We start from the raw sequence: 19014 nt of genomic DNA on the forward strand, positions 1-19014 counted from the left end.
TCCGCAATGCTGGAAGACCGCTGCGTGAGAATGGTTCAAAAACGCGACCTAAAGGGCAGCTTCCATAACAGCGTTTTGCGCATGCATAAGAAATGCCTTTGCAGATTTAGCGAAGCAGCTTGGGTGAGACATCGCATCTGAAGATACTTCTTCCCCGCGCGTTACTGGTGGACAGGGCACAAAGAAAAGATCGGGTTTGCAACGCTCAAGGAGATCGGCGTCGATGCGGAGCGCAGAAAGTTCTGTTTTATCCTGACAAGTTAGGTTGGAAGGCCAGCAATCGGTAATAATAAGATCCGCGTTTTCGATAACGAGCGGATTGTCTGTAACGCTCCGACGTGTACCGCAGTCAGCTGCGGGAAACTGTAAGTGCTTTGGCGCCACCTGTACGACGTCTATCGGCAAGGTTTCGGCCGCCTCGAACCATGACCGCGCGATATTGCCTGCCGGACCGACCATTGCCACCTGCAATCCATCCCAAGACCCGCGTTTTGAGAGAACAAAGGCGAGATCGCCAAGTATTTCGCACGGGTGGTTATCGTTTGTACGCAAATTCAGCACCGGAGCATCAAGTGCGTCGGCAAACTGACGTAGGCGTGACAAACTTGGCGTACGCACAGCAAGAAGATCAAACCAGTTGTCCATGTATCCAGCCAAATCCTCGACGGCTTCTGCGCCCTCTAACCTGGCCGCGACTGGAACAGTTATGCCACCCATCGCCGCGGCTCCAAGGGCAAGGGCTGTTGGGTTACGCCATCCGGGCAATTCTTCTATCAAGCCTATGCGAGCGCCCGCAAGAGTTCGGGGCATGTCGCGATTTTGCCAGCACGTTCCCAATTCAATGGCACGCACAGCAAGCCGTTCCAGAGTTGGCAGGTCAATGTCGGAAATCGAAAGCAGGTCACACTTTTTCACGGTTGCCCTCGTCGAGACTAATTGTTTGTTTAGGCCCTCTTATTGCTATCCGCAGCACCTTTGTCCAAGGAGAAAAATTCACCACGTTAATCCAATGGAGCGCATATGTTTGAAATTCGCGACGCCGCGCGACGTTGCGGCGAACAACTGAGAACGACCGTGCACGATGCAGTCTCAGACGATGCAATTCAGCTCGAGTTGGACGCCGAGGCGTTTGATCTGACGATACATACTGGAGCGACGTAGACAGTTGAGCAGTATGAACTGCGCATAAGCTGTGAGCCTACCATCGGCTAACACGAACACACTGAAAATAATGCGGACTGAACCGCTCGCTACCTGACCGGGTCGGTCAAAACCCAAGGTTACCTGTTGCCCAATCAGAGACTTGGGTGCAACTTAACGGAATAGTCCAAGAATAGAGGATAGTTCGCATGGCTTGGTCCGAGGTTATGACGTTTGTTTTTGTCGCGTCTTTGTTGGTGATGTCCCCCGGCCCGAATGGAGTGCTGATTGCCAAGACCGTACCGACGTCTGGACGTAGCGCGGGCTTCGCAAATGTTGCAGGCTTTGTGACGGCATTTTATCTGCATGGTGCGCTGTCAGTTCTCGGCATCTCGATCATTCTTGTACAGTCAGCGACCGCGTTTGCGTTGGTAAAGTATTTAGGCGCTGCATACCTCTGCTGGATCGGCGTCAAAGCACTGTATGCGGCCTATAAAGGCATTGAGACAGCAGAGAAGATCACACCCGCTAAACGGAAAAGAACGCTCGTGAACGCCTATGTCGAAGGTCTGTTGACCAATGCGCTTAACCCAAAAGTCTCTATGTTCTACCTTGCGGCGTTTCCGCAATTTATCACCCTCGGTGAAACAACCGCCACCGCATCTTTTCTCCTCGTCTTTGTTCATTCGATGATCAACGCAGTTTGGTTTGGAGCGATGGTCTTCCTCTTCTCACGACTTACAAAAGTGGCAAGCAGCGGCAATTTTCAGCGCTGGTTGAAAGGCGTGACGGGTGTCGTCTTTGTCGGCTTCGGACTCAAACTAGCGAGCTACAAACCCAACCTTTGATCCAGTTGTTTACCGACAGCATACCAACCCCGCAGTCTGTGAATTCGGGCTCTAGATTTGCTGCGTGATGCCTGAATGCCAGACAGTCGCTTGCAAGCGACGGCGCGATGGGCAGTAAATTCTAGCTCGGGCCTGGTTTGACTATGCGTCAGGAGTCTAAGGCGCGGTCCCGTATTTAGCTGATCGTTACGAAATCCGCGCCTTGACGACATACCCCAAGGTTTCTGACTAGAGTCTTCGTCAACTTTCCGGATAGCGCCATCTTAAAGTATCGCTATTCACACCACTCAAGAAGCCAATTCTGGCTCAGTCAAAAAACACCAAACTAAAGCGAGATTTGCATATAAACATTTGTAAAGTAAGAATAAAATCGCCCAAAGGTAACTGTTCAAACTGAACAAAAGCTATGGTGGCGGAGGAACAGGGATTCGAACCCTGGGAGGACTTTCACCCTCGTCGGTTTTCAAGACCGGTGCATTCGACCACTCTGCCACTCCTCCGACGCACTCGACTTAACCGTGCAAGTTCGATTCTGGAAGCCCCTCCCTGCTCTTAAGTGCACGCCGAAATTTGCCGACCGCGCAACGGACCGCTTTGCAAAAACAAGTTTATTTAATAGGGTGCGCTCAAAGGGACGCCTTATGTGCAGGCGATCTTGGAAAATGTCGCGAAAAGCGACGAAAAATGCGCCGATAGGGTGCTGCGGGCAGAGGGTAAAATTATGGGTCATTATCAGACTATGACACGGGCATGGCGGATAGCGTTTTTATTGGGGGCCACTGCCACGTTGACCGCCTGCGAAGACGGTCAAGGCTTTGACTTTCTAAAGAAAAAAGAGGCCGGAGAGGTCGCAGCCGTGGAAACCGAAGCCGAACTCATTGAGGGTTCAGCAGAAACCATCGAACGCGAAGTCGAAGCCCCCGACGTGTTCCAAGCCAGTGAAGACGGGCTATGGGATGGCCGTCCGTCGCTTGGCGGGGTCTGGGTCGCCTACCCCGGCGTAAAAGATCCTGAACGCGTAGTGATCCGCAACCTTGCAAACAACAAAACAGTTATCGGTGCCCTGTTCCGTAGAGAGCGCGACAATCCCGGCCCGAAATTGCAGTTGTCATCTGATGCCGCCCAAACATTGGGTCTCATTGCGGGTCAACCAACAAAAATGAGCGTCGTGGCCTTGCGCACCGAATCCGTTCCAGTGGAAAAACCGGCGATATCCACCCTCTCTGGCAGCGAAAGCTTACCCGCGCCCGACGCAATCGAGGCGCAACCGTTGGACCCAATCGCCAAAGCCAAAGCCGCCCTTGACAAGTCGACGGCGGCACCTGCGCCAAAACCGGTGGCCGCACCTGTTCCTAAAGCCACCGAAGTTGCGGCAGCTCCAGCGCGTAAATCATCGTCCAGCCTAGCCAAACCCTTCATCCAGATCGGCATTTTCTCGGTCAAAGAAAACGCCGACAACACGGCCACATCGCTCCGCGGAATCGGAATTTTGCCTGCGGTGAAACAAGGCTCCAGCCAAGGCAAGAAATTTTGGCGCGTCGTCGTAGGGCCATCCGGTTCGTCATCCGAACGCGCCACCCTACTTAAGAAAGTCAAAGGACTGGGCTTCAACGACGCCTATTTCGTGACCAACTAGCAAAGATCAACAAAGGAGCCATCATGGGCATCCGCGCTGCCACGCTTATCGCCGCACTCTCATCTGCAATCTGCATGAGCTTTACGGCGCAGGCATTTGAAACATCTGCAAAATCCGCAATTGTTCTTGACCTTGGAACAGACCTGACACTGATGGAAAAAAACGCCGACATGGCGCTTCCACCGGCGTCCATGTCCAAGCTGATGACCCTGAACATGACCTTCGAGGCCCTTGAAGACGGTCGCCTGTCATTAGACCAACGCCTGCCCGTGTCTGAAGCGGCGCAAGCCTATGGCGGCTCGACCATGTTTCTCAACACCCGCGACCGCGTGTCGGTCGAAGACCTGATCCGAGGCGTGATCGTTCTGTCCGGCAATGACGCGTCTGCTGTTTTGGCTGAAGCCATCTCCCCCGATGGAACCGAGCGAGGCTTTGCTCAGATGATGACCGAGCGGGCTCAGGATCTGGGCATGACCAACTCAACCTTTGCAAATTCCAACGGTTGGCCCGCACCTGCACAACGGATGTCGATGCGTGATCTGGCGATCCTTGCCAAGCGGCTCATTCAGGTGTTCCCCCAGTATTACGGCTACTTCGCGGAAACCGAATTCGCCTATGACAACCGCGCGCCGGACAATCGCTTTAACCGGAACCCCCTGCTGAAGCTCAATATCGGCGCGGACGGCCTAAAAACCGGACACACATCCGAGGCGGGCTACGGCCTTGTAGGGTCCGCCAAACAGGGCACGCGGCGCATCGTTTTCGTGATGTCGGGCCTTGGCACCCAGCAGGACCGCGCGTCCGAGAGCGAGCGCATCGCCAACTGGGCCTTCCGCCAATTCGCCGAGCAGCAGCTTGCAGAGCAAGGTGTTATCATGGCCGAAGCCGAGGTCTGGATGGGCACTGCCGCCAAGGTTGGCCTTGCCGCCACCGAAGACATTAAAGTGCTGGTGCCCGTGTTGAAAAAGGACAGCGTGACAGCAAAAATCAAATATAGGGGGCCGCTGGAAGCGCCCATCAAAGCAGGTGACAAGATTGCAGAGTTGATCATTAACGTGCCCGGTATCGGCGATGCGACACACGACCTTGTCGCAACCGAAACGATCGACTCCGGCGGCTTCATGGTTCGCATACGCACCGCCGCAACGGTGTTGTTCCGTCAACTTACCGGGCAGGCGGCAACTTTCTTTTGAGTGGAATTTTTCTAACATTTGAAGGCATCGACGGCTCAGGGAAATCTACCCAGTCACGCCTTTTGGCTGGTCATCTTGAAGCCGCGGGCTTCGAGGTTGTGCTGACACGCGAACCCGGCGGCTCACCCGGTGCCGAAGACATCCGCCGCCTGCTGGTCGAAGGCGAGCCGGGCCGCTGGTCTGCCGAAACGGAAATCCTGCTGTTCACCGCCGCCCGCCGCGATCATCTGGAACGCCTGATCACCCCTGCTCTTGAGGCGGGAAAGATCGTCATCTGCGACCGCTTCGCCGACAGTACCCGCGTCTATCAGGGGGCCACCCGCGGCGACCTGCGTGCCACCGTCGACGCGCTTCATGTGCAGATGATCGGCCGTGAACCGGACCTGACCCTGATCATCGACATGGACCCTGACATCGCCCTTGAGCGCGGTCTGGCCCGCGGCTCCGGTGAGGATCGGTTCGAGGAATTCGGTGCTCAGTTCCAGCACAAGTTGCGGGCGGGCTTTCTTGGCCTGCTCGAAGATTTCCCCGACCGCACCTGCCTGATTGACGGCACCCAAGGCGCGCAGGACGTTGGCCGCGAGATCGCAAGTTTGGTCGACACCTATATCGCCGCGCGCGCATGAGCGACGACGCCCTCCCCAGCTCCGACCAGATCGACGGCGCGCCCCACCCGCGCGAAACCGCGACGCTGGTGGGCCAGCACGTGGCCGAGGAGAACTTTCTTGAGGCTTTCAACGGCGACCGTTTGCATCACGCATGGATGATCACCGGCCCACGCGGAGTGGGCAAAGCCACCTTGGCGTGGAAGCTGGCGAAGTTCTTGCTGGCGAACCCGCCGGCCGATGCAAACGACATGTTCGGCGCGCCGCCTGCCCCCACAACGCTGGACGTAGACCCGCACCATCCCGTCATCGCCCGTATGAGCGCGGGCAGCGAGGCGGGGTTGTTCGTCCTCAAACGCCCGTATGACGAGGACAAAAAGAAGTTCAAACAGCAGATCACCGTCGACGAGGTGCGCAAGCTGAAAGGGTTTTTCTCCCTCTCCGCCACCGAGGGCGGTCGCCGCATCGTGATCGTGGATGCCGCCGACGACATGAACGTCTCCGCCGCCAATGCGTTGCTGAAGGTGTTGGAGGAGCCCCCTGCCGACGCGCTGTTGTTCCTGATCAGCCACCAGCCCTCCCGCTTACTGCCCACCATCCGGTCGCGCTGCCGCGAGTTGCGCTGTGTGACGCTGGATGCCGACCAAATGTCCGCCGCCCTGACCGCTACTGGGGCCGATATCGGCACGCATGGTTCGGCGCTGGCCGAACTGTCCGGTGGTTCGGTGGGTGAAGCGCTTCGGATGCTCAACCTTGGTGGTTTGGAAGTCTATGCCGACCTCGTGGCACTTGCCGCCAGCTTCCCGAAGCTCGACCGCACGCTGATGATCGCGCTTGGCGAAAAAGCCGCCGCACGCGGTCAGGAAGCCCGCTACGAGTTGATGCTGCGCCTTGCCGATGTGCTGCTCGCCCGCCTTGCGCGCGCAGGTCTGGGCCAGCCCCAGACCGAGGCTGCGCGCGGTGAGTTGGAGATGCTCGCCCGCCTGTCACCGGATGCGAACGCAGCGCGGGCGTGGGCCTCGGTTTCCGCAAATATCTCCGCCCGTGCGCAACACGGGCGTGCGGTGAACCTTGACCCTTCGGCGCTGGTCATTGATATGGTTCTGGCAATGAACGAAGTGGCTGCGAAAACCGCGGCCTGACGAGGCCGAGAATGAGCACCCCCCAGATCACCGACAGTCACTGCCATCTGGATTTCCCCGATTTCGATGGCGAGCTACCCGACATCATCGCCCGCGCCCATGACGCTGGCGTGACGCGCATGGTGACGATCTGCACAAAACTGCGGCTGGAACCCCAAGTCCGCGCCATCGCGGAGGCACACCCGTCCGTTTACTATGCCGCCGGCACCCACCCGATGAGTGCGGCGGACGAGCCGCTTGCCACGGTGGAGGAATTGGTGAAGCTGGCAGAGCACCCCAAATTCGTCGGCATCGGCGAGACGGGGCTGGACTACCACTACACCGCCGAGAGCAAGGACATTCAACAGCAAAGCCTGCGGGTCCATATCGAGGCCGCGCGGCAGACCAAGCTGCCGCTGATCATCCACGCCCGCGCGGCGGATGACGACATGGCCCGCATCCTGAGCGAGGAACACGCCAAAGGCGCGTATACCTGCGTCATGCACTGCTTTTCATCCTCCAAAGATCTGGCGCAGGCGGCGCTTGATCTGGGCTTCTACCTGTCCATGTCCGGCATCGCCGCCTTCCCCAAGTCTCAAGATCTGCGCGACATCTTCGCCGCCGCCCCCGTGGACCGCATCCTTGTCGAGACCGACGCTCCCTACCTCGCCCCGCCCCCCTATCGCGGCAAGCGCAACGAGCCGGGCTATACCGCCCACACCGCCAAGGTCGGCGCGGAGGTGTTCGGCCTAGACTACGCCGACTTCGCCGCGCAGACGCAGGCCAATTTCGAACGCCTGTTCTGGAAAGCCAAATGAAGCGCCGGTTTACTATATTGGGCTGCGGCTCGTCGGGCGGCGTGCCAAGGCTTGGCGGGCATTGGGGCGATTGCGACCCCAATAATCCGAAGAACCGCCGCCGCCGCTGCTCCTTGCTGGTCGAACAGATCGGCGCCGAAGGCACCACCTCCGTGCTGATAGACACGTCACCGGACCTGCGCTCGCAGCTTCTGGATGCAAATGTCGGGCGTTTGGACGGGGTGGTCTACACCCATTCCCATGCTGACCACGTTCATGGCATCGACGACCTGCGGATGATCGTCTTCAACATGAAAGAACGGCTGAAGGTCTGGGCGGACGGTGACACGACCAACAGCCTGATCGCGCGGTTCGGCTACGCGTTCGTTCAGCCCGAAGGCTCCCCCTATCCGCCGATCCTGACCTTGAAGTCGATCAAGGGGCTGATCGAGGTGAAAGGCCCCGGCGGCACCATCCCGCTGGCCCCGTTCAGGGCAAACCACGGCACCATTGACGCGTTGGGCTTCCGTATCGGCGGGCTGGCGTACCTGCCGGACGTGGCAGAGTTCTACGACGAGACATGGGCGGCCCTTCAGGGCCTCGACTGTTTCATCATCGACGCGCTGCGTCGCGCGCCACATCCCAGCCACTCGCATTTGGAAAACACCCTAAAGTGGATCGAGAAGCTGGCCCCCAAGCGCGCAGTGATCACCAACATGCATATCGACCTCGACTATGCGACGGTCGAGGCCGAAACCGCCGACAACGTCACCCCCGCCTATGACGGCATGACAATCGAATACGACGTCTAGATGGGGGCGTTGCTGGAAGTCATTCTGCCGGTTTTTCTGGTCATCGGCGCGGGCTACATCGCGGTGAAGCGCGACCTCTTCTCGAACGAGGGCGCGGATGCGCTGATGAAGTTCACCCAAAGCTTCGCCATCCCCTGCTTGCTGTTTCGCGGCATCGCGGAGTTGGAGCTGGGTGCCTATTTCGAGCCGCGCCTGCTGGCGTCCTACTACCTGCCCGCCATCGCCGGTTTCACCCTTGGTACGCTCGGCGCACGCCTGATCTTCGGGCGGCCTTGGGAGGACAGCATCGCCATCGGCTTTTGCTGCCTGTTCTCCAACGCCGTGCTGCTGGGCCTGCCGATCACCGAGCGCGCCTATGGCGAGGGCGCCTTGTCACCGAACTATGCCATCATCGCCGTCAACGCGCCGATCTGCTACGGCATCGGCATCACCGCGATGGAGGTCGTGCGCAACAAGGGTGGCGGGCTGTGGCACACCGCGAAAGCCGTTTGGCGGGCGATCACCCATAACGCGCTGATCATCGGCATCGCATTGGGCTTTGTGGTCAACATCACCTCCCTGCCCCTGCCCGGTGTGTTGACCGATGCCATCGACCTGATGATCCGCGCGGCGCTACCCGCGGCGATCTTCGGGCTGGGCGGCGTCCTCGCCCGTTATAAGCTGGAAGGCGACACCGGCCCCGTGATCATGGTCTGCGCCCTGATGCTGGTGGTTCAACCGAGCTTGACATGGCTCGTCGCAGGGGCAACCGGCGTGGGAACGGGTGCGTTCCGGTCGGTCGTGCTGACATCGGCCATGGCACCGGGCGTGAACGCCTATGTCTTCGCCAACATGTACGGGGTCGGCAAACGGGTTGCAGCCTCGGCAGTGCTGATCTCGACCGCATTGTCGGTGCTCACGCTATGGGTGTGGCTGGCTGTTTTGCCTTAATGTAAGTCTGCAAAAGCACACGAGCTTCGCCGCCGCCTTACCGTTCCGTCAGACTCTGTCTGCCAATTGACTGATCTGTCAGCAACACGACACCTCGCCCCCTTGCGGAAGCGAGGTGCTTTCACACTCACTCGGGCAACTCAAACATCTGTGAGCGGTCTGTTGCCAATAAATCGACACAACAAACACTCCAAAGCGTTGACTATAGGTAATGCACGCTCAGTGCGGTATGATCGGGCATTCATCAAGCCAAGGTTATTCCATGATTACTCCAGAATTCGCCCGCCGCACTTGGATCGCGCTTCCAATCCTCGTCGCGCTTTTGGGCGCTCCGCTCGTCGCCAACGCCCAATCAACATCCAATACGATTGATAGCCCGCGCTCCGAAGCATTGGGGGCCGTCGTCGGATCTGACATCTCCGATTTCCGCAACGCCATCGCCAAAAGGCGCAGTGGAACGGCGCGGCCGTCCGTTCGCCAAGATGACACCAGTCTGACCGGCGGCACCGCACCTTCATGGGGGGGGATTTCGTCGGCATGGACCTCCGTCGATACCAAACGCCTCAGCGGCACCTATTCGGGAAACTCGACAAACCTGATCTTCGGGGCCGACACGATTGTTGGCGACTCGCTTATTGTGGGTCTCATCGCAGGCTACAACCGCTCCTCGGTTGATCTGCCGAGCGGACAGCGGGTCAAGGCCGATGGCTTCTCCGTGGGGCCTTATTTCTCCGCGCGACTGTCTGACTCGCTCAGCCTTGATGGATTCATCGGGTTCGGCAAGCCCGACTACGATATCGACGGAGGACAGTTCTCGGGAGACAAGACCTTCGGCAACCTGACCCTGACCGGTAGCATCCCGTTGCAACGCGCCGAGCTGTCGCCATTCATCAGCATCGCCTCGGTACGCGAAAAGCTTCCTGCATTCAGCAGCGTTGCCCCCGTCGTCGCCTACGGCGCGACCGAAATCAAAAGCTTTGTTGCCACTATTGGTACCGGCGTGAACTACAACCCGATCGACAAGGGCAATTTAACCTACTTGCCGAATGCAGGCATCGAGATTGACTACGTCCGCAATGATGACGGCTTCGGCAATGTCGATAGCTTCACCACCCCGCGCCTGAGCGGCGGCGTGACGATCATCAGTGATACTGGCGCGTTGAACCTTGGTGCAAACGTATCGCGCACCTCCGAAGGCACGACGACCGTGGGGGCCAGTGCAGCGTATTTCTGGCAGTTCTGATCTGATGTCTGGAAGAACGCAGATCATCTAGGCTGCGTCCGAATTTACGGCAATAGAGCTATCCAAGCTATTGTTTGGTTTCGTTCTATACCCGCTCGATGCCAAGCACTCCAAGCAGTCAAGCTACGGTGAATTGATGTGTTCGGGCTTTTCGCACGCTCTCCCACGCCTTGCAGAACCGAGAACGGCTAACTGGTGCGTGGCAACCGAGTCAGAAGCTATCTTGCATTCGGAATCTATCTTGCGGCGGAGTTAGTCCGTAACCAAGCGGGTTGGCATAAATTCGCGTCATCCACTCAGTGGCTGAAAACAGGTTCCAAATCTCGAGCATGTGGCAGTGATCAAGTCATGATCCATGCAACAGCAACACAGGCCTCCCATGACCATGATCACGCGATTTAACATCCTGCGCAGTCTATCAAATGTGGTTCCTTATCTACGGCGAAGCAACCTGTTCGTTGCAGGCTCAAGGCCAGTTGTTAATGGAACAACGGTAAGGCAAACCGGACCTGCAAACTCTGCGTAGGCGATCTATGTAGGCGCAATGTTAGCGCGTTTCCACACATAACGAGCTGACACCGCACGTGAAACGCGACTTCAATTTAACCTTGCTTGTCGAGAAGGCTGACTTTGGAACACTACTCACCTCTTCCTCTTATGCTGGTCTTAAGCGCGATTGGCGGGGCTATCGCCGCGAGTCTGTGTCTTATGTTTGGGAGCGGCCTACTTTTAGCGATTTGCGCATATAGTCTTGGTGGAGCAATAATATTAATTGCCACAGGCTTGCTACATGCAAGACGCAGCTAGCTGAACAAATTTTGCATGTTTTCCATTTCATGGCACCAGCTCAGCCTTCTCGCCAATCACACGGTATAACAAAAGGGCAGACTTTGCATGGACAACACAGGCTTATGCCTCTGGTTTCATAACATGCCAGGTCATCCATATGGTGCGGTCGGAGGGACTCGAACCCTCACTCTTGTTACAGAACAGCGACCTCAACGCTGCGCGTCTACCAATTCCGCCACGACCGCAAAATCATAGGGATGTGGGCGGCGTTCTAGCCTGCCCCCCCGCCCTTGTGAAGCGCAAAAACGCATGGAACGAAAAAGGCCGGAGATGCATAACATCTCCGGCCTTCTAATTGCTACGGTTGAAGCTATTTACTGGTCGACTTTGAAGATTGGCAAAGCCGACGCAGGCTGCACCTGAGGCACTGCCGATGTATTGCTTGCCAGCGAGAAGGACGCTTTGCGCAACAGCGCGTTGCGCTCTGGCTGACCCGGCGCGAAGACCGGCGTGGCGCCATTTTCGATAGCCGTTAACCCCATATCATACCAAGGCAACGCCAGATCAGTGCGCTTCGACACGCCGAACCCTTGCGCCAGGTGGTGGCCCATCAACTCGGAATAGACCTGCTCGCCCAACACAGCCAACAACAAGGCAGAGCCAATGGCGACGTCCATGTTGTCAGTGCGATAACCGACCGACAGGCAAATCTTGGCTGTGCCCGCCAGTTGGACCGGCGACATGCCCGTGCTCAGCACGAAACTGGACACATCCTGCAACACAGCCGTATGCGGCTTCAAAGACATTGCCGCGACATGCTCTTTCAATGCGGGGCCGAAGCCTTCGCATTGCTGTGCGATCTGGGCAGGCGTGAAGCCTTGGATCTTGGACGATAGCTGCTCGCCCTCGGAGATTGCGTAAGTCCGCGCAAGGCAGAACTGTTCGTTCAGGGCCAAATTGGTGTCGACCATGGTATCGGCGGTCATAAAACCGCCATTGGTCGAGGTCAGTAGCGAGACCTGATTGCAATGCGATGCCAGCGACACAGCGGTAGTTTTGCCCATAAAGCTAGGCAGCGATCCGCTCTGAGGCGTGCCCACAGTTGCAGCGCCTGCGAGTGCGGTCACAGTCGTGGTTGTCGTCGTCGTTCCACCCAAAGTCTGAGGCTGCAACACTTGCGGTTGCGGTGCGACGACAATCGTCGTCGCGGGCGCAACTGGAGCCACAGCCGCCGTTCCAACACCAGCTGCTTCGTTGCGGTAACGGGTCAGAAGACCGCGCGGCCCGGACGGGCTTGCCGCGATCAGTTGCGACGTGGCGACACCGCCCGTAATGGCACGATTGTAGCTTTGCAGCAGGAAGTTCTTTTCGTAATCCGTCAACTGACCAGTAGCAGGGTAACCCATATGCGCCTGATAGTTGGAAATGGCGGCACGTGACCTCCGCCCCAGCACGCCATCGGGAGAGCCGGCAGGGAAACCGAAATAGTTCAGCGAAGTTTGAATCTCGCGCCGCTCCTGGCGGACATAGGAAGGCACGACCGCCCGTTTTTTGGTGTAGGTCTTCCGGCGAACCACCCGTTTTTGTTTACCCGCATTGCGAACAATTGCGGAGCCGACAACCCCTGCAACGATACCCGCAGCAAAGTCTCCACTACCAGCCGAGACACGAGTCGCCGGTACAGTTATCATCGCTGCCGCGGCACAAGCCATTGTAATATTTTTAAAAAACATGCATTTCCTCCGAACACGTAAATATACTAACTGCGTTATCGTAACATGTAGACCAAAGTTGGGCCTAGAGAAAAAGGCTTAAAAACAAGCACGAACCCTTTCAAGCAAAGGTCACCACCATGTTGGAATGGATCACAAGCGACGGATTGACCGAATATGCGCAAGCAGTCGCCTTCATGGAAGATCGCGTTGACGCCATCCATCGCGGCACCGCACCCGAGTGCATTTGGCTTGTTGAACACCCCCCGCTTTATACCGCCGGAACCTCTGCTGACGTAGCCGATCTGGTCTCTCCCGACCGTTTTCCCGTGCATCAAACACGGCGCGGCGGGCAGTACACCTACCACGGCCCCGGCCAGCGGGTGGCTTATGCCATGTTAGACCTGAACAAGCGCGGTCGTGACGTCCGTAGATACGTCCAAAACCTTGAAGCTTGGGTGATCGCCACGCTCGCCGAGTTCAACGTGGCCGGGCATATCCGCGACGGGCGCGTCGGTGTCTGGGTGGAGCGGCCCGACAAACCGCTGCACATCAACGGCACCTTGGCGGAAGACAAAATCGCCGCCATTGGCGTGCGCTTACGCAAATGGGTCACCTTCCACGGGTTGTCGATCAACGTGGAACCCGATCTTGAGCATTTCAGCGGCATCGTGCCATGTGGAATTTCTGAGCACGGCGTCACCTCACTCGTGGATTTGGGACTTCCGGTAACCATGGCGGACCTGGATGTCGCTCTCAAATCCAACTTCCAGCAGGTTTTCGGGGACAAGGCGTAAAAACCCGCCCCTAAATGCGACATTTTGCGCGTGTTACGATGGGTTGTAACATTGCCCCTTCCGCCTATCGTCTCTAAAACGGAAGAATAATTACGGGGCGACTCTGCCCCGATCTTCGTGTGGGGACCAACAGCCCCACGCAAAATGAGTGGAAACGGGAGAATCGCATGGCCGACGCCGCCATCCAGGAACATGACCACGACGAGCGGGGGTTCTTCATCCGCTGGTTCATGTCCACAAACCATAAAGATATCGGGATCTTGTATCTCTTCACCGCCGGCCTGATGGGCTTGGTGTCTGTCCTCTTCACCGTTTACATGCGGATGGAGCTGATGGAGCCCGGCGTTCAATACATGTGTCTCGAAGGCGCACGTTTGACAGCTGCCGCTGTTGCTGATTGTACCCCGAACGGCCACTTGTGGAACGTACTGATCACCGGCCACGGCATCTTGATGATGTTCTTCGTCGTGATCCCTGCCCTGTTCGGCGGCTTTGGTAACTACCTGATGCCATTGCAAATCGGCGCGCCTGACATGGCGTTCCCGCGCATGAACAACCTGTCTTACTGGATGTATGTGGCTGGCTGTTCATTGGCCGTGGCCTCCTTGTTGACGCCCGGCGGCAACGACCAGCTTGGCTCCGGCGTTGGCTGGGTGCTCTATGCGCCGCTCTCCACCTCCGAGGCTGGCATGTCCATGGACTTCGCCATCTTCGCGGTTCACATGTCTGGTGCGTCGTCCATTCTGGGCGCGATCAACATGATCACCACTTTCCTGAACATGCGGACGCCCGGCATGACGCTGCACAAGGTGCCGCTGTTCTCTTGGGCTATCTTCGTGACCGCGTGGCTGATCCTGCTGTCCCTGCCCGTTCTGGCCGGTGCCATCACCATGCTGCTGACCGACCGGAACTTCGGCACCACCTTCTTCCAACCTGAAGGTGGCGGCGACCCGATCCTGTACCAGCACCTGCTGTGGTTCTTCGGCCACCCAGAGGTGTATATCATCATCGTTCCGGGCTTCGGTATCATCAGCCACATCATCGCGACCTTCTCCAAGAAGCCGGTCTTCGGTTACTTGCCAATGGTCTACGCGATGGTTGCAATCGGCGCGCTTGGCTTCGTCGTGTGGGCACACCACATGTACACAGTCGGCATGAGCCTGTCGCAGCAGTCCTACTTCATGATGGCCACGATGGTGATCGCGGTGCCGACAGGCATCAAGATCTTCTCATGGATCGCCACCATGTGGGGCGGCTCGATCGAGCTTAAAACGCCAATGCTGTGGGCCTTCGGCTTCCTGTTCCTGTTCACCGTTGGCGGCGTGACCGGCATCGTGCTGTCTCAGGCTGGCATCGACCGCGCCTATCACGACACCTACTACGTCGTGGCACACTTCCACTACGTGATGAGCCTCGGCGCCGTGTTCTGTATCTTCGCAGGGATCTACTTCTACCTGCCGAAGTTCTCGGGCCGCATGTATCCTGAATGGGCTGGCAAGCTGCACTTCTGGGCAATGTTTATCGGGGCCAACCTGACGTTCTTCCCGCAGCATTTCCTGGGTCGTCAAGGCATGCCACGTCGCTACATCGACTACCCAGAGGCTTTTGCCTACTGGAACTATGTGTCGAGCTGGGGCGCGTTCCTGTCCTTCGCGTCGTTCATCTTCTTCATCGGCGTTCTGTTCTACACCCTGAAATGGGGCCGCAAGGTTACCGAGAACAACCCGTGGAACGAATATGCGGACACGTTGGAATGGACCCTGCCCTGCCCACCACCAGAGCACACGTTCGAGATCCTGCCCAAGCAGTCGGACTGGGACAAAGGCCATAGCCATTAAGCGGCCATGCCAATCCAACGTATAAACCTATCGAAAGGGGCCTCGGATTATCCCGAGGCCCTTTCTACTTACGACGGCAGCGCGCCTGTCTACCGCGTTGTCCTATGGCCCCACCGCTCCCTGCCCCGTGGCGGCTTCGTGTTCTTCATCGCGATCACCTGCGTCATGCTCACCTTCCCGCTGCTACCCCTGATCGGCACCGCCGCTATCTGGGTCTTGCTGCCGTTTCTGGTGCTGACGGTCACCCTGCTCTGGGTCTTCATCATGCGCAGTTATCGCTCCGGTCACCTGGTGGAGGAGTTGAGCCTCTGGCCCGACCACATCACCCTTGTACGCCGCGAGCCGGATGGCAGGCGGCAGGACTGGGCAACCAACCCGTATTGGGTGGAAGTGGTGTCGCACGACAAACCCGTCGCGGCCTACCTCACCTTACGCGGCGGCCCTCGCGAGGTGGAGATAGGCGCATTCCTGACGCCCGAAGAGCGGACAGAATTGAAAGAAGAACTGGAGGAGAAGTTGCGGTTCTTGGCAGTCAACAAGCGCTAGTAACAGATCACTGATGGTATCAGTTTCCACGCTTCGCCGCATTGCAACCAAACGTACTTTAGTCACCTCGAACACTGCGTTAAAACAAGTCTAATACCTTCACCGAGAGGAGCGCATATGTCAGTCACTATCCGTCCCGCTGAACTGCTCGACCTGAAACCTATGGTTGACCTTCTGGTTCTTGATGCCAAGCAACGCGCCGCCGAAAACCCGACCTTGTGGAAACTTGCACCCGACGCGCAGGACAAAATTACCTCGTCCATTCAGACCGCTATGGAGAACGAAAACCCGCCGTTCCGCCAGCAATGGCTTCTTGCTGAATCCGGCGGAGAAATAGTCGGACTCACCCATAGCATCCTGCTCCCCGTTCCGCCGATCTATGCCGGAGAATTCGGCGCGCCGGGATTGATTATGGAGGATTGCTTCGTCGTAGACGCTGCACCCGACGGTACGGCACAATCATTGCTGGAAGCTGCCGAAGCCGACTTGGTCAAGGCCGGCGCAAAAGTTTTGCTGGCATCATCAATCGCCGAAGGCGCTTGGGCTACGGAATACTCCGCACAAAACTACGAGCCCTTAACGCTCTACTTTGCCAAGATCGGTTTGACCGCCAGCGCAGGCTTTAAGGGCGTGCGACAAGCCACCGAAAGCGACGTTCCAGCCATCGTGGCGTCAAGCGCTGACAACCGGCAGATTCTCAATGATCTACACAGCTTTTGGAAACCCCATCCCGAGGCTGACACCAGATTTGGCAACTGGATGTCCCGAAGTCTAACACTCCCTGACCGCGACATGTTTGTGTCTGAGACCGAAGGCGTTTTCCGGGGCTATGCGGTGTCTCAACCAGCAACAGCCCTGCATTTCCCAATTGCGCACGACGTGAGTGGAATCGGCTTCATGGATGACTATTTCCATACCGACTTTGAGAGTCATGACGCTCTGCGCGAAAATGGCACCGCCGCCTCTGCGCTCTTTAGAACCGCCGAATCTGCTCTTAAATCCCGAGGCAACAATGCGGCGTTGATCGTTTGCCCCGCGGCATGGTCGTCAAAGATTTCACTTCTGCAAAACGAAGGATATGAACCGGCTATAGTCTGGTACATCAAGCGGTAAGATAACCAGATCTGCCACACGATAGCGCGTGGCCTTGTCGGCCAAGCCGCTTCTGGGGCTTGTTACCCCAACCGCGCCTTAACCATCGGTCCAACCGCACCAAAGTCCATCTGGCCGGTATACTTGCCCTTCAGTACGCCCATGACCTTGCCCATGTCACGAATGCTTTCGGCACCGATTTCCTTGATCGCAGCGTCTACCGCAGCGTTGGCTTGTTTCTCGGACAATTGCGCGGGCAGGAAGTCCTCGATCACCTTGACCTCGGCCAGCTCGCGCTCTGCCAGTTCCAGACGCCCGCCCTCTTCATAGGCCCGCGCGCTTTCCTGGCGTTGCTTCACCATCTTGCCGAGAATCGCCAGAATTTCGGGGTCGCCGACGCTTTTGCCGTCCACCCGAAGAGCGATATCCTGATCCTTAATCGCCGCATTAATCAGCCGCAAAGTTCCAAGACGCGCGGCGTCCTTGGCCTTCATGGCCTCTTTCAGAGCATCGGTAATACGTGTGCGTAAGTCGTTGGACATAAGGTGCCTTCCCTGAAACCTTGTGAAGCGCGTCTTTTACCCAAAACACCTCGACATCACAACAGCCGCTTTGCGTGTTGAAAAAAAGGCCTTCGCTGTGGTTGACGCCCCTCACGCCCACCCGTAGATATCGGCAAGTTTTATACCAGCTTTGTGGGAGAAGCCGCCATGACCGCCAAACCGACAGCCTGTCTTGTTCTGGCCGATGGCACCGTGTTCTACGGCCACGGCTTCGGGGCCACGGGCCAAACCACCGCCGAGCTGTGCTTCAACACCGCCATGACCGGCTATCAGGAAATCATGACCGATCCGTCCTATGCGGGCCAGGTCGTGACCTTCACCTTCCCCCATATCGGCAACACTGGCGTGACACCCGAAGACGACGAGACCACTGATCCGGTCGCCGAAGGCATGGTCGTCAAATGGGACCCGACCCAACCGTCCAACTGGCGCGCCGCCGGAGAGCTGACCGACTGGCTGGCCAAGACGGGCCGCATTGGCCTAGGTGGCATCGACACCCGCCGCCTGACCCGCGCGATCCGCTCGCAAGGGGCTCCGCATGTGGCGATGGCCCATGACCCCGAAGGCAATTTCGACCTTGAAGCCTTGGTCCTTGCCGCGCGCGGCTTTGCGGGGCTCGAAGGGTTGGATCTCGCCAAGGAGGTCACCTGTGCGCAGTCCTACACATGGGACGAGCAACGTTGGGCATGGCCCGACGGTTTCACCAAGCGTGAGGGAGCGGGCCATAAGGTCGTCGCCATCGACTATGGTGCAAAACGCAACATCCTGCGCTGCCTCGCCTCTGCCGGCTGTGACGTCACCGTCCTGCCAGCCACGGCCACCGCGGAAGAGGTGCTTGCCCACAACCCTGACGGCGTATTCCTGTCCAACGGCCCGGGCGATCCGGCGGCCACGGGCGAATATGCCGTGCCAATGATCAAGGGCGTGCTGGAAAAGGATATTCCCGTCTTCGGCATCTGCCTCGGCCACCAAATGCTGGCGCTCGCCCTTGGCGCGAAAACCATCAAGATGAACCACGGCCATCACGGCGCCAACCACCCTGTGAAGGACTTGGACACCGGCAAGGTCGAGATCACCTCGATGAACCACGGCTTTACTGTCGACAGCCAAACGCTGCCCGATGGCGTGTTGGAGACCCACATCTCTCTGTTTGACGGCTCCAACTGCGGTATCCGACTGGCGGACCGTCCGGTGTTCTCGGTGCAATACCACCCCGAGGCCTCCCCCGGACCGCAAGACAGCTACTACCTGTTCGAGCGGTTCGCAGCGGCCATGGCGGAAAAGGCCAGCGTCGCCGCTTAACCGACCCTTAACCTAGATCATCCAAAGTTCCGGCGTATATGCTGCGCCGG

17 protein-coding genes, 2 tRNA genes and 1 pseudogene are annotated in these 19014 nt (G+C 57.9%); 15 read left to right on the forward strand and 5 right to left on the reverse strand.

Annotated features, from left to right (window positions below; translation table 11 throughout):
• Positions 1-48 precede the first annotated feature (48 nt).
• On the reverse strand, positions 49-915 hold the full coding sequence (locus BCF46_RS01610) for an ornithine carbamoyltransferase (protein WP_121021070.1): 867 nt from the start codon (positions 913-915) through the stop codon (positions 49-51).
• A gap of 105 nt (positions 916-1020) precedes the next feature.
• Here BCF46_RS01610 and BCF46_RS19670 point away from each other — a divergent pair, with 105 nt between their 5' ends.
• Positions 1021-1161, forward strand: coding sequence for a hypothetical protein (locus tag BCF46_RS19670; RefSeq protein ID WP_170157832.1), 141 nt, complete (start codon positions 1021-1023; stop codon positions 1159-1161).
• A gap of 188 nt (positions 1162-1349) precedes the next feature.
• Positions 1350-1988 carry a LysE family translocator gene (locus BCF46_RS01615; protein ID WP_121021072.1) on the forward strand — a complete coding sequence of 213 codons (639 nt, stop codon included), beginning with the start codon at positions 1350-1352 and terminating at the stop codon, positions 1986-1988.
• 410 nt (positions 1989-2398) lie between these two features.
• Here BCF46_RS01615 and BCF46_RS01620 read toward each other — a convergent pair.
• A tRNA-Ser gene (locus BCF46_RS01620) sits at positions 2399-2488 on the reverse strand.
• Positions 2489-2709: 221 nt separating this feature from the next.
• On the opposite strand from BCF46_RS01620, the gene BCF46_RS01625 reads away from it, so the two are divergent.
• From BCF46_RS01625 to BCF46_RS01660, 8 genes are all read left to right on the forward strand, one after another.
• Complete coding sequence (locus BCF46_RS01625) at positions 2710-3624, forward strand: SPOR domain-containing protein (RefSeq protein ID WP_170157833.1); 915 nt, start codon at positions 2710-2712, stop codon at positions 3622-3624.
• Between the two features lie 23 nt (positions 3625-3647).
• Entirely contained in the window at positions 3648-4817 is a 1170-nt protein-coding gene (locus BCF46_RS01630) for a D-alanyl-D-alanine carboxypeptidase family protein (RefSeq protein ID WP_121021074.1), read from the forward strand.
• Entirely contained in the window at positions 4814-5443 is a 630-nt protein-coding gene (gene tmk / locus BCF46_RS01635; RefSeq protein WP_121021075.1) for a dTMP kinase, read from the forward strand. Before BCF46_RS01630 ends, tmk begins: the two co-directional genes overlap by 4 nt.
• Complete coding sequence (locus BCF46_RS01640; RefSeq protein WP_121021077.1) at positions 5440-6564, forward strand: DNA polymerase III subunit delta'; 1125 nt, start codon at positions 5440-5442, stop codon at positions 6562-6564. The genes tmk and BCF46_RS01640 overlap by 4 nt, the downstream gene beginning before the upstream one ends.
• 11 nt (positions 6565-6575) lie before the next feature.
• Positions 6576-7361: a TatD family hydrolase gene (locus tag BCF46_RS01645; RefSeq protein WP_121021079.1), complete on the forward strand. Its 786-nt coding sequence runs from the start codon at positions 6576-6578 to the stop codon at positions 7359-7361.
• Positions 7358-8152, forward strand: coding sequence for an MBL fold metallo-hydrolase (locus tag BCF46_RS01650; RefSeq protein ID WP_121021081.1), 795 nt, complete (start codon positions 7358-7360; stop codon positions 8150-8152). Before BCF46_RS01645 ends, BCF46_RS01650 begins: the two co-directional genes overlap by 4 nt.
• Positions 8153-9082, forward strand: coding sequence for an AEC family transporter (locus tag BCF46_RS01655; RefSeq protein ID WP_121021083.1), 930 nt, complete (start codon positions 8153-8155; stop codon positions 9080-9082).
• A gap of 262 nt (positions 9083-9344) precedes the next feature.
• Positions 9345-10325, forward strand: a complete 981-nt coding sequence (locus tag BCF46_RS01660; protein ID WP_170157834.1) for an autotransporter outer membrane beta-barrel domain-containing protein — start codon at positions 9345-9347, stop codon at positions 10323-10325.
• A gap of 947 nt (positions 10326-11272) precedes the next feature.
• Here the strand turns inward: BCF46_RS01660 and BCF46_RS01665 are convergent.
• Together BCF46_RS01665 and BCF46_RS01670 are read right to left on the reverse strand one after the other, a co-directional pair.
• Positions 11273-11359 (reverse strand) — tRNA-Leu (locus BCF46_RS01665).
• A 129-nt stretch (positions 11360-11488) separates the two neighbouring features.
• Positions 11489-12847, reverse strand: coding sequence for a peptidoglycan-binding domain-containing protein (locus BCF46_RS01670; protein WP_121021088.1), 1359 nt, complete (start codon positions 12845-12847; stop codon positions 11489-11491).
• Positions 12848-12954: 107 nt separating this feature from the next.
• On the opposite strand from BCF46_RS01670, the pseudogene lipB reads away from it, so the two are divergent.
• The 4 genes and pseudogenes from lipB to BCF46_RS01690 form a co-directional block, all read left to right on the forward strand.
• Positions 12955-13623, forward strand: a pseudogene (gene lipB / locus BCF46_RS01675) (lipoyl(octanoyl) transferase LipB); the annotation flags it as partial.
• Positions 13624-13790: 167 nt separating this feature from the next.
• On the forward strand, positions 13791-15461 hold the full coding sequence (gene ctaD, locus BCF46_RS01680; protein ID WP_121021091.1) for a cytochrome c oxidase subunit I: 1671 nt from the start codon (positions 13791-13793) through the stop codon (positions 15459-15461).
• A gap of 6 nt (positions 15462-15467) precedes the next feature.
• Entirely contained in the window at positions 15468-16007 is a 540-nt protein-coding gene (locus tag BCF46_RS01685) for a DUF2244 domain-containing protein (protein ID WP_121021093.1), read from the forward strand.
• Positions 16008-16124: 117 nt separating this feature from the next.
• Entirely contained in the window at positions 16125-17120 is a 996-nt protein-coding gene (locus BCF46_RS01690) for a GNAT family N-acetyltransferase (RefSeq protein ID WP_121021095.1), read from the forward strand.
• 62 nt (positions 17121-17182) lie between these two features.
• On the opposite strand, the gene BCF46_RS01695 is transcribed toward BCF46_RS01690, so the two are convergent.
• On the reverse strand, positions 17183-17641 hold the full coding sequence (locus tag BCF46_RS01695) for a GatB/YqeY domain-containing protein (protein ID WP_121021097.1): 459 nt from the start codon (positions 17639-17641) through the stop codon (positions 17183-17185).
• A gap of 168 nt (positions 17642-17809) precedes the next feature.
• Here BCF46_RS01695 and carA point away from each other — a divergent pair, with 168 nt between their 5' ends.
• Entirely contained in the window at positions 17810-18964 is a 1155-nt protein-coding gene (gene carA, locus BCF46_RS01700) for a glutamine-hydrolyzing carbamoyl-phosphate synthase small subunit (RefSeq protein WP_121021100.1), read from the forward strand.
• Positions 18965-19014: the final 50 nt, after the last annotated feature.

Source organism: Litoreibacter meonggei (assembly GCF_003663885.1).
Taxonomy (GTDB): Bacteria; Pseudomonadota; Alphaproteobacteria; order Rhodobacterales; family Rhodobacteraceae; genus Litoreibacter; species Litoreibacter meonggei.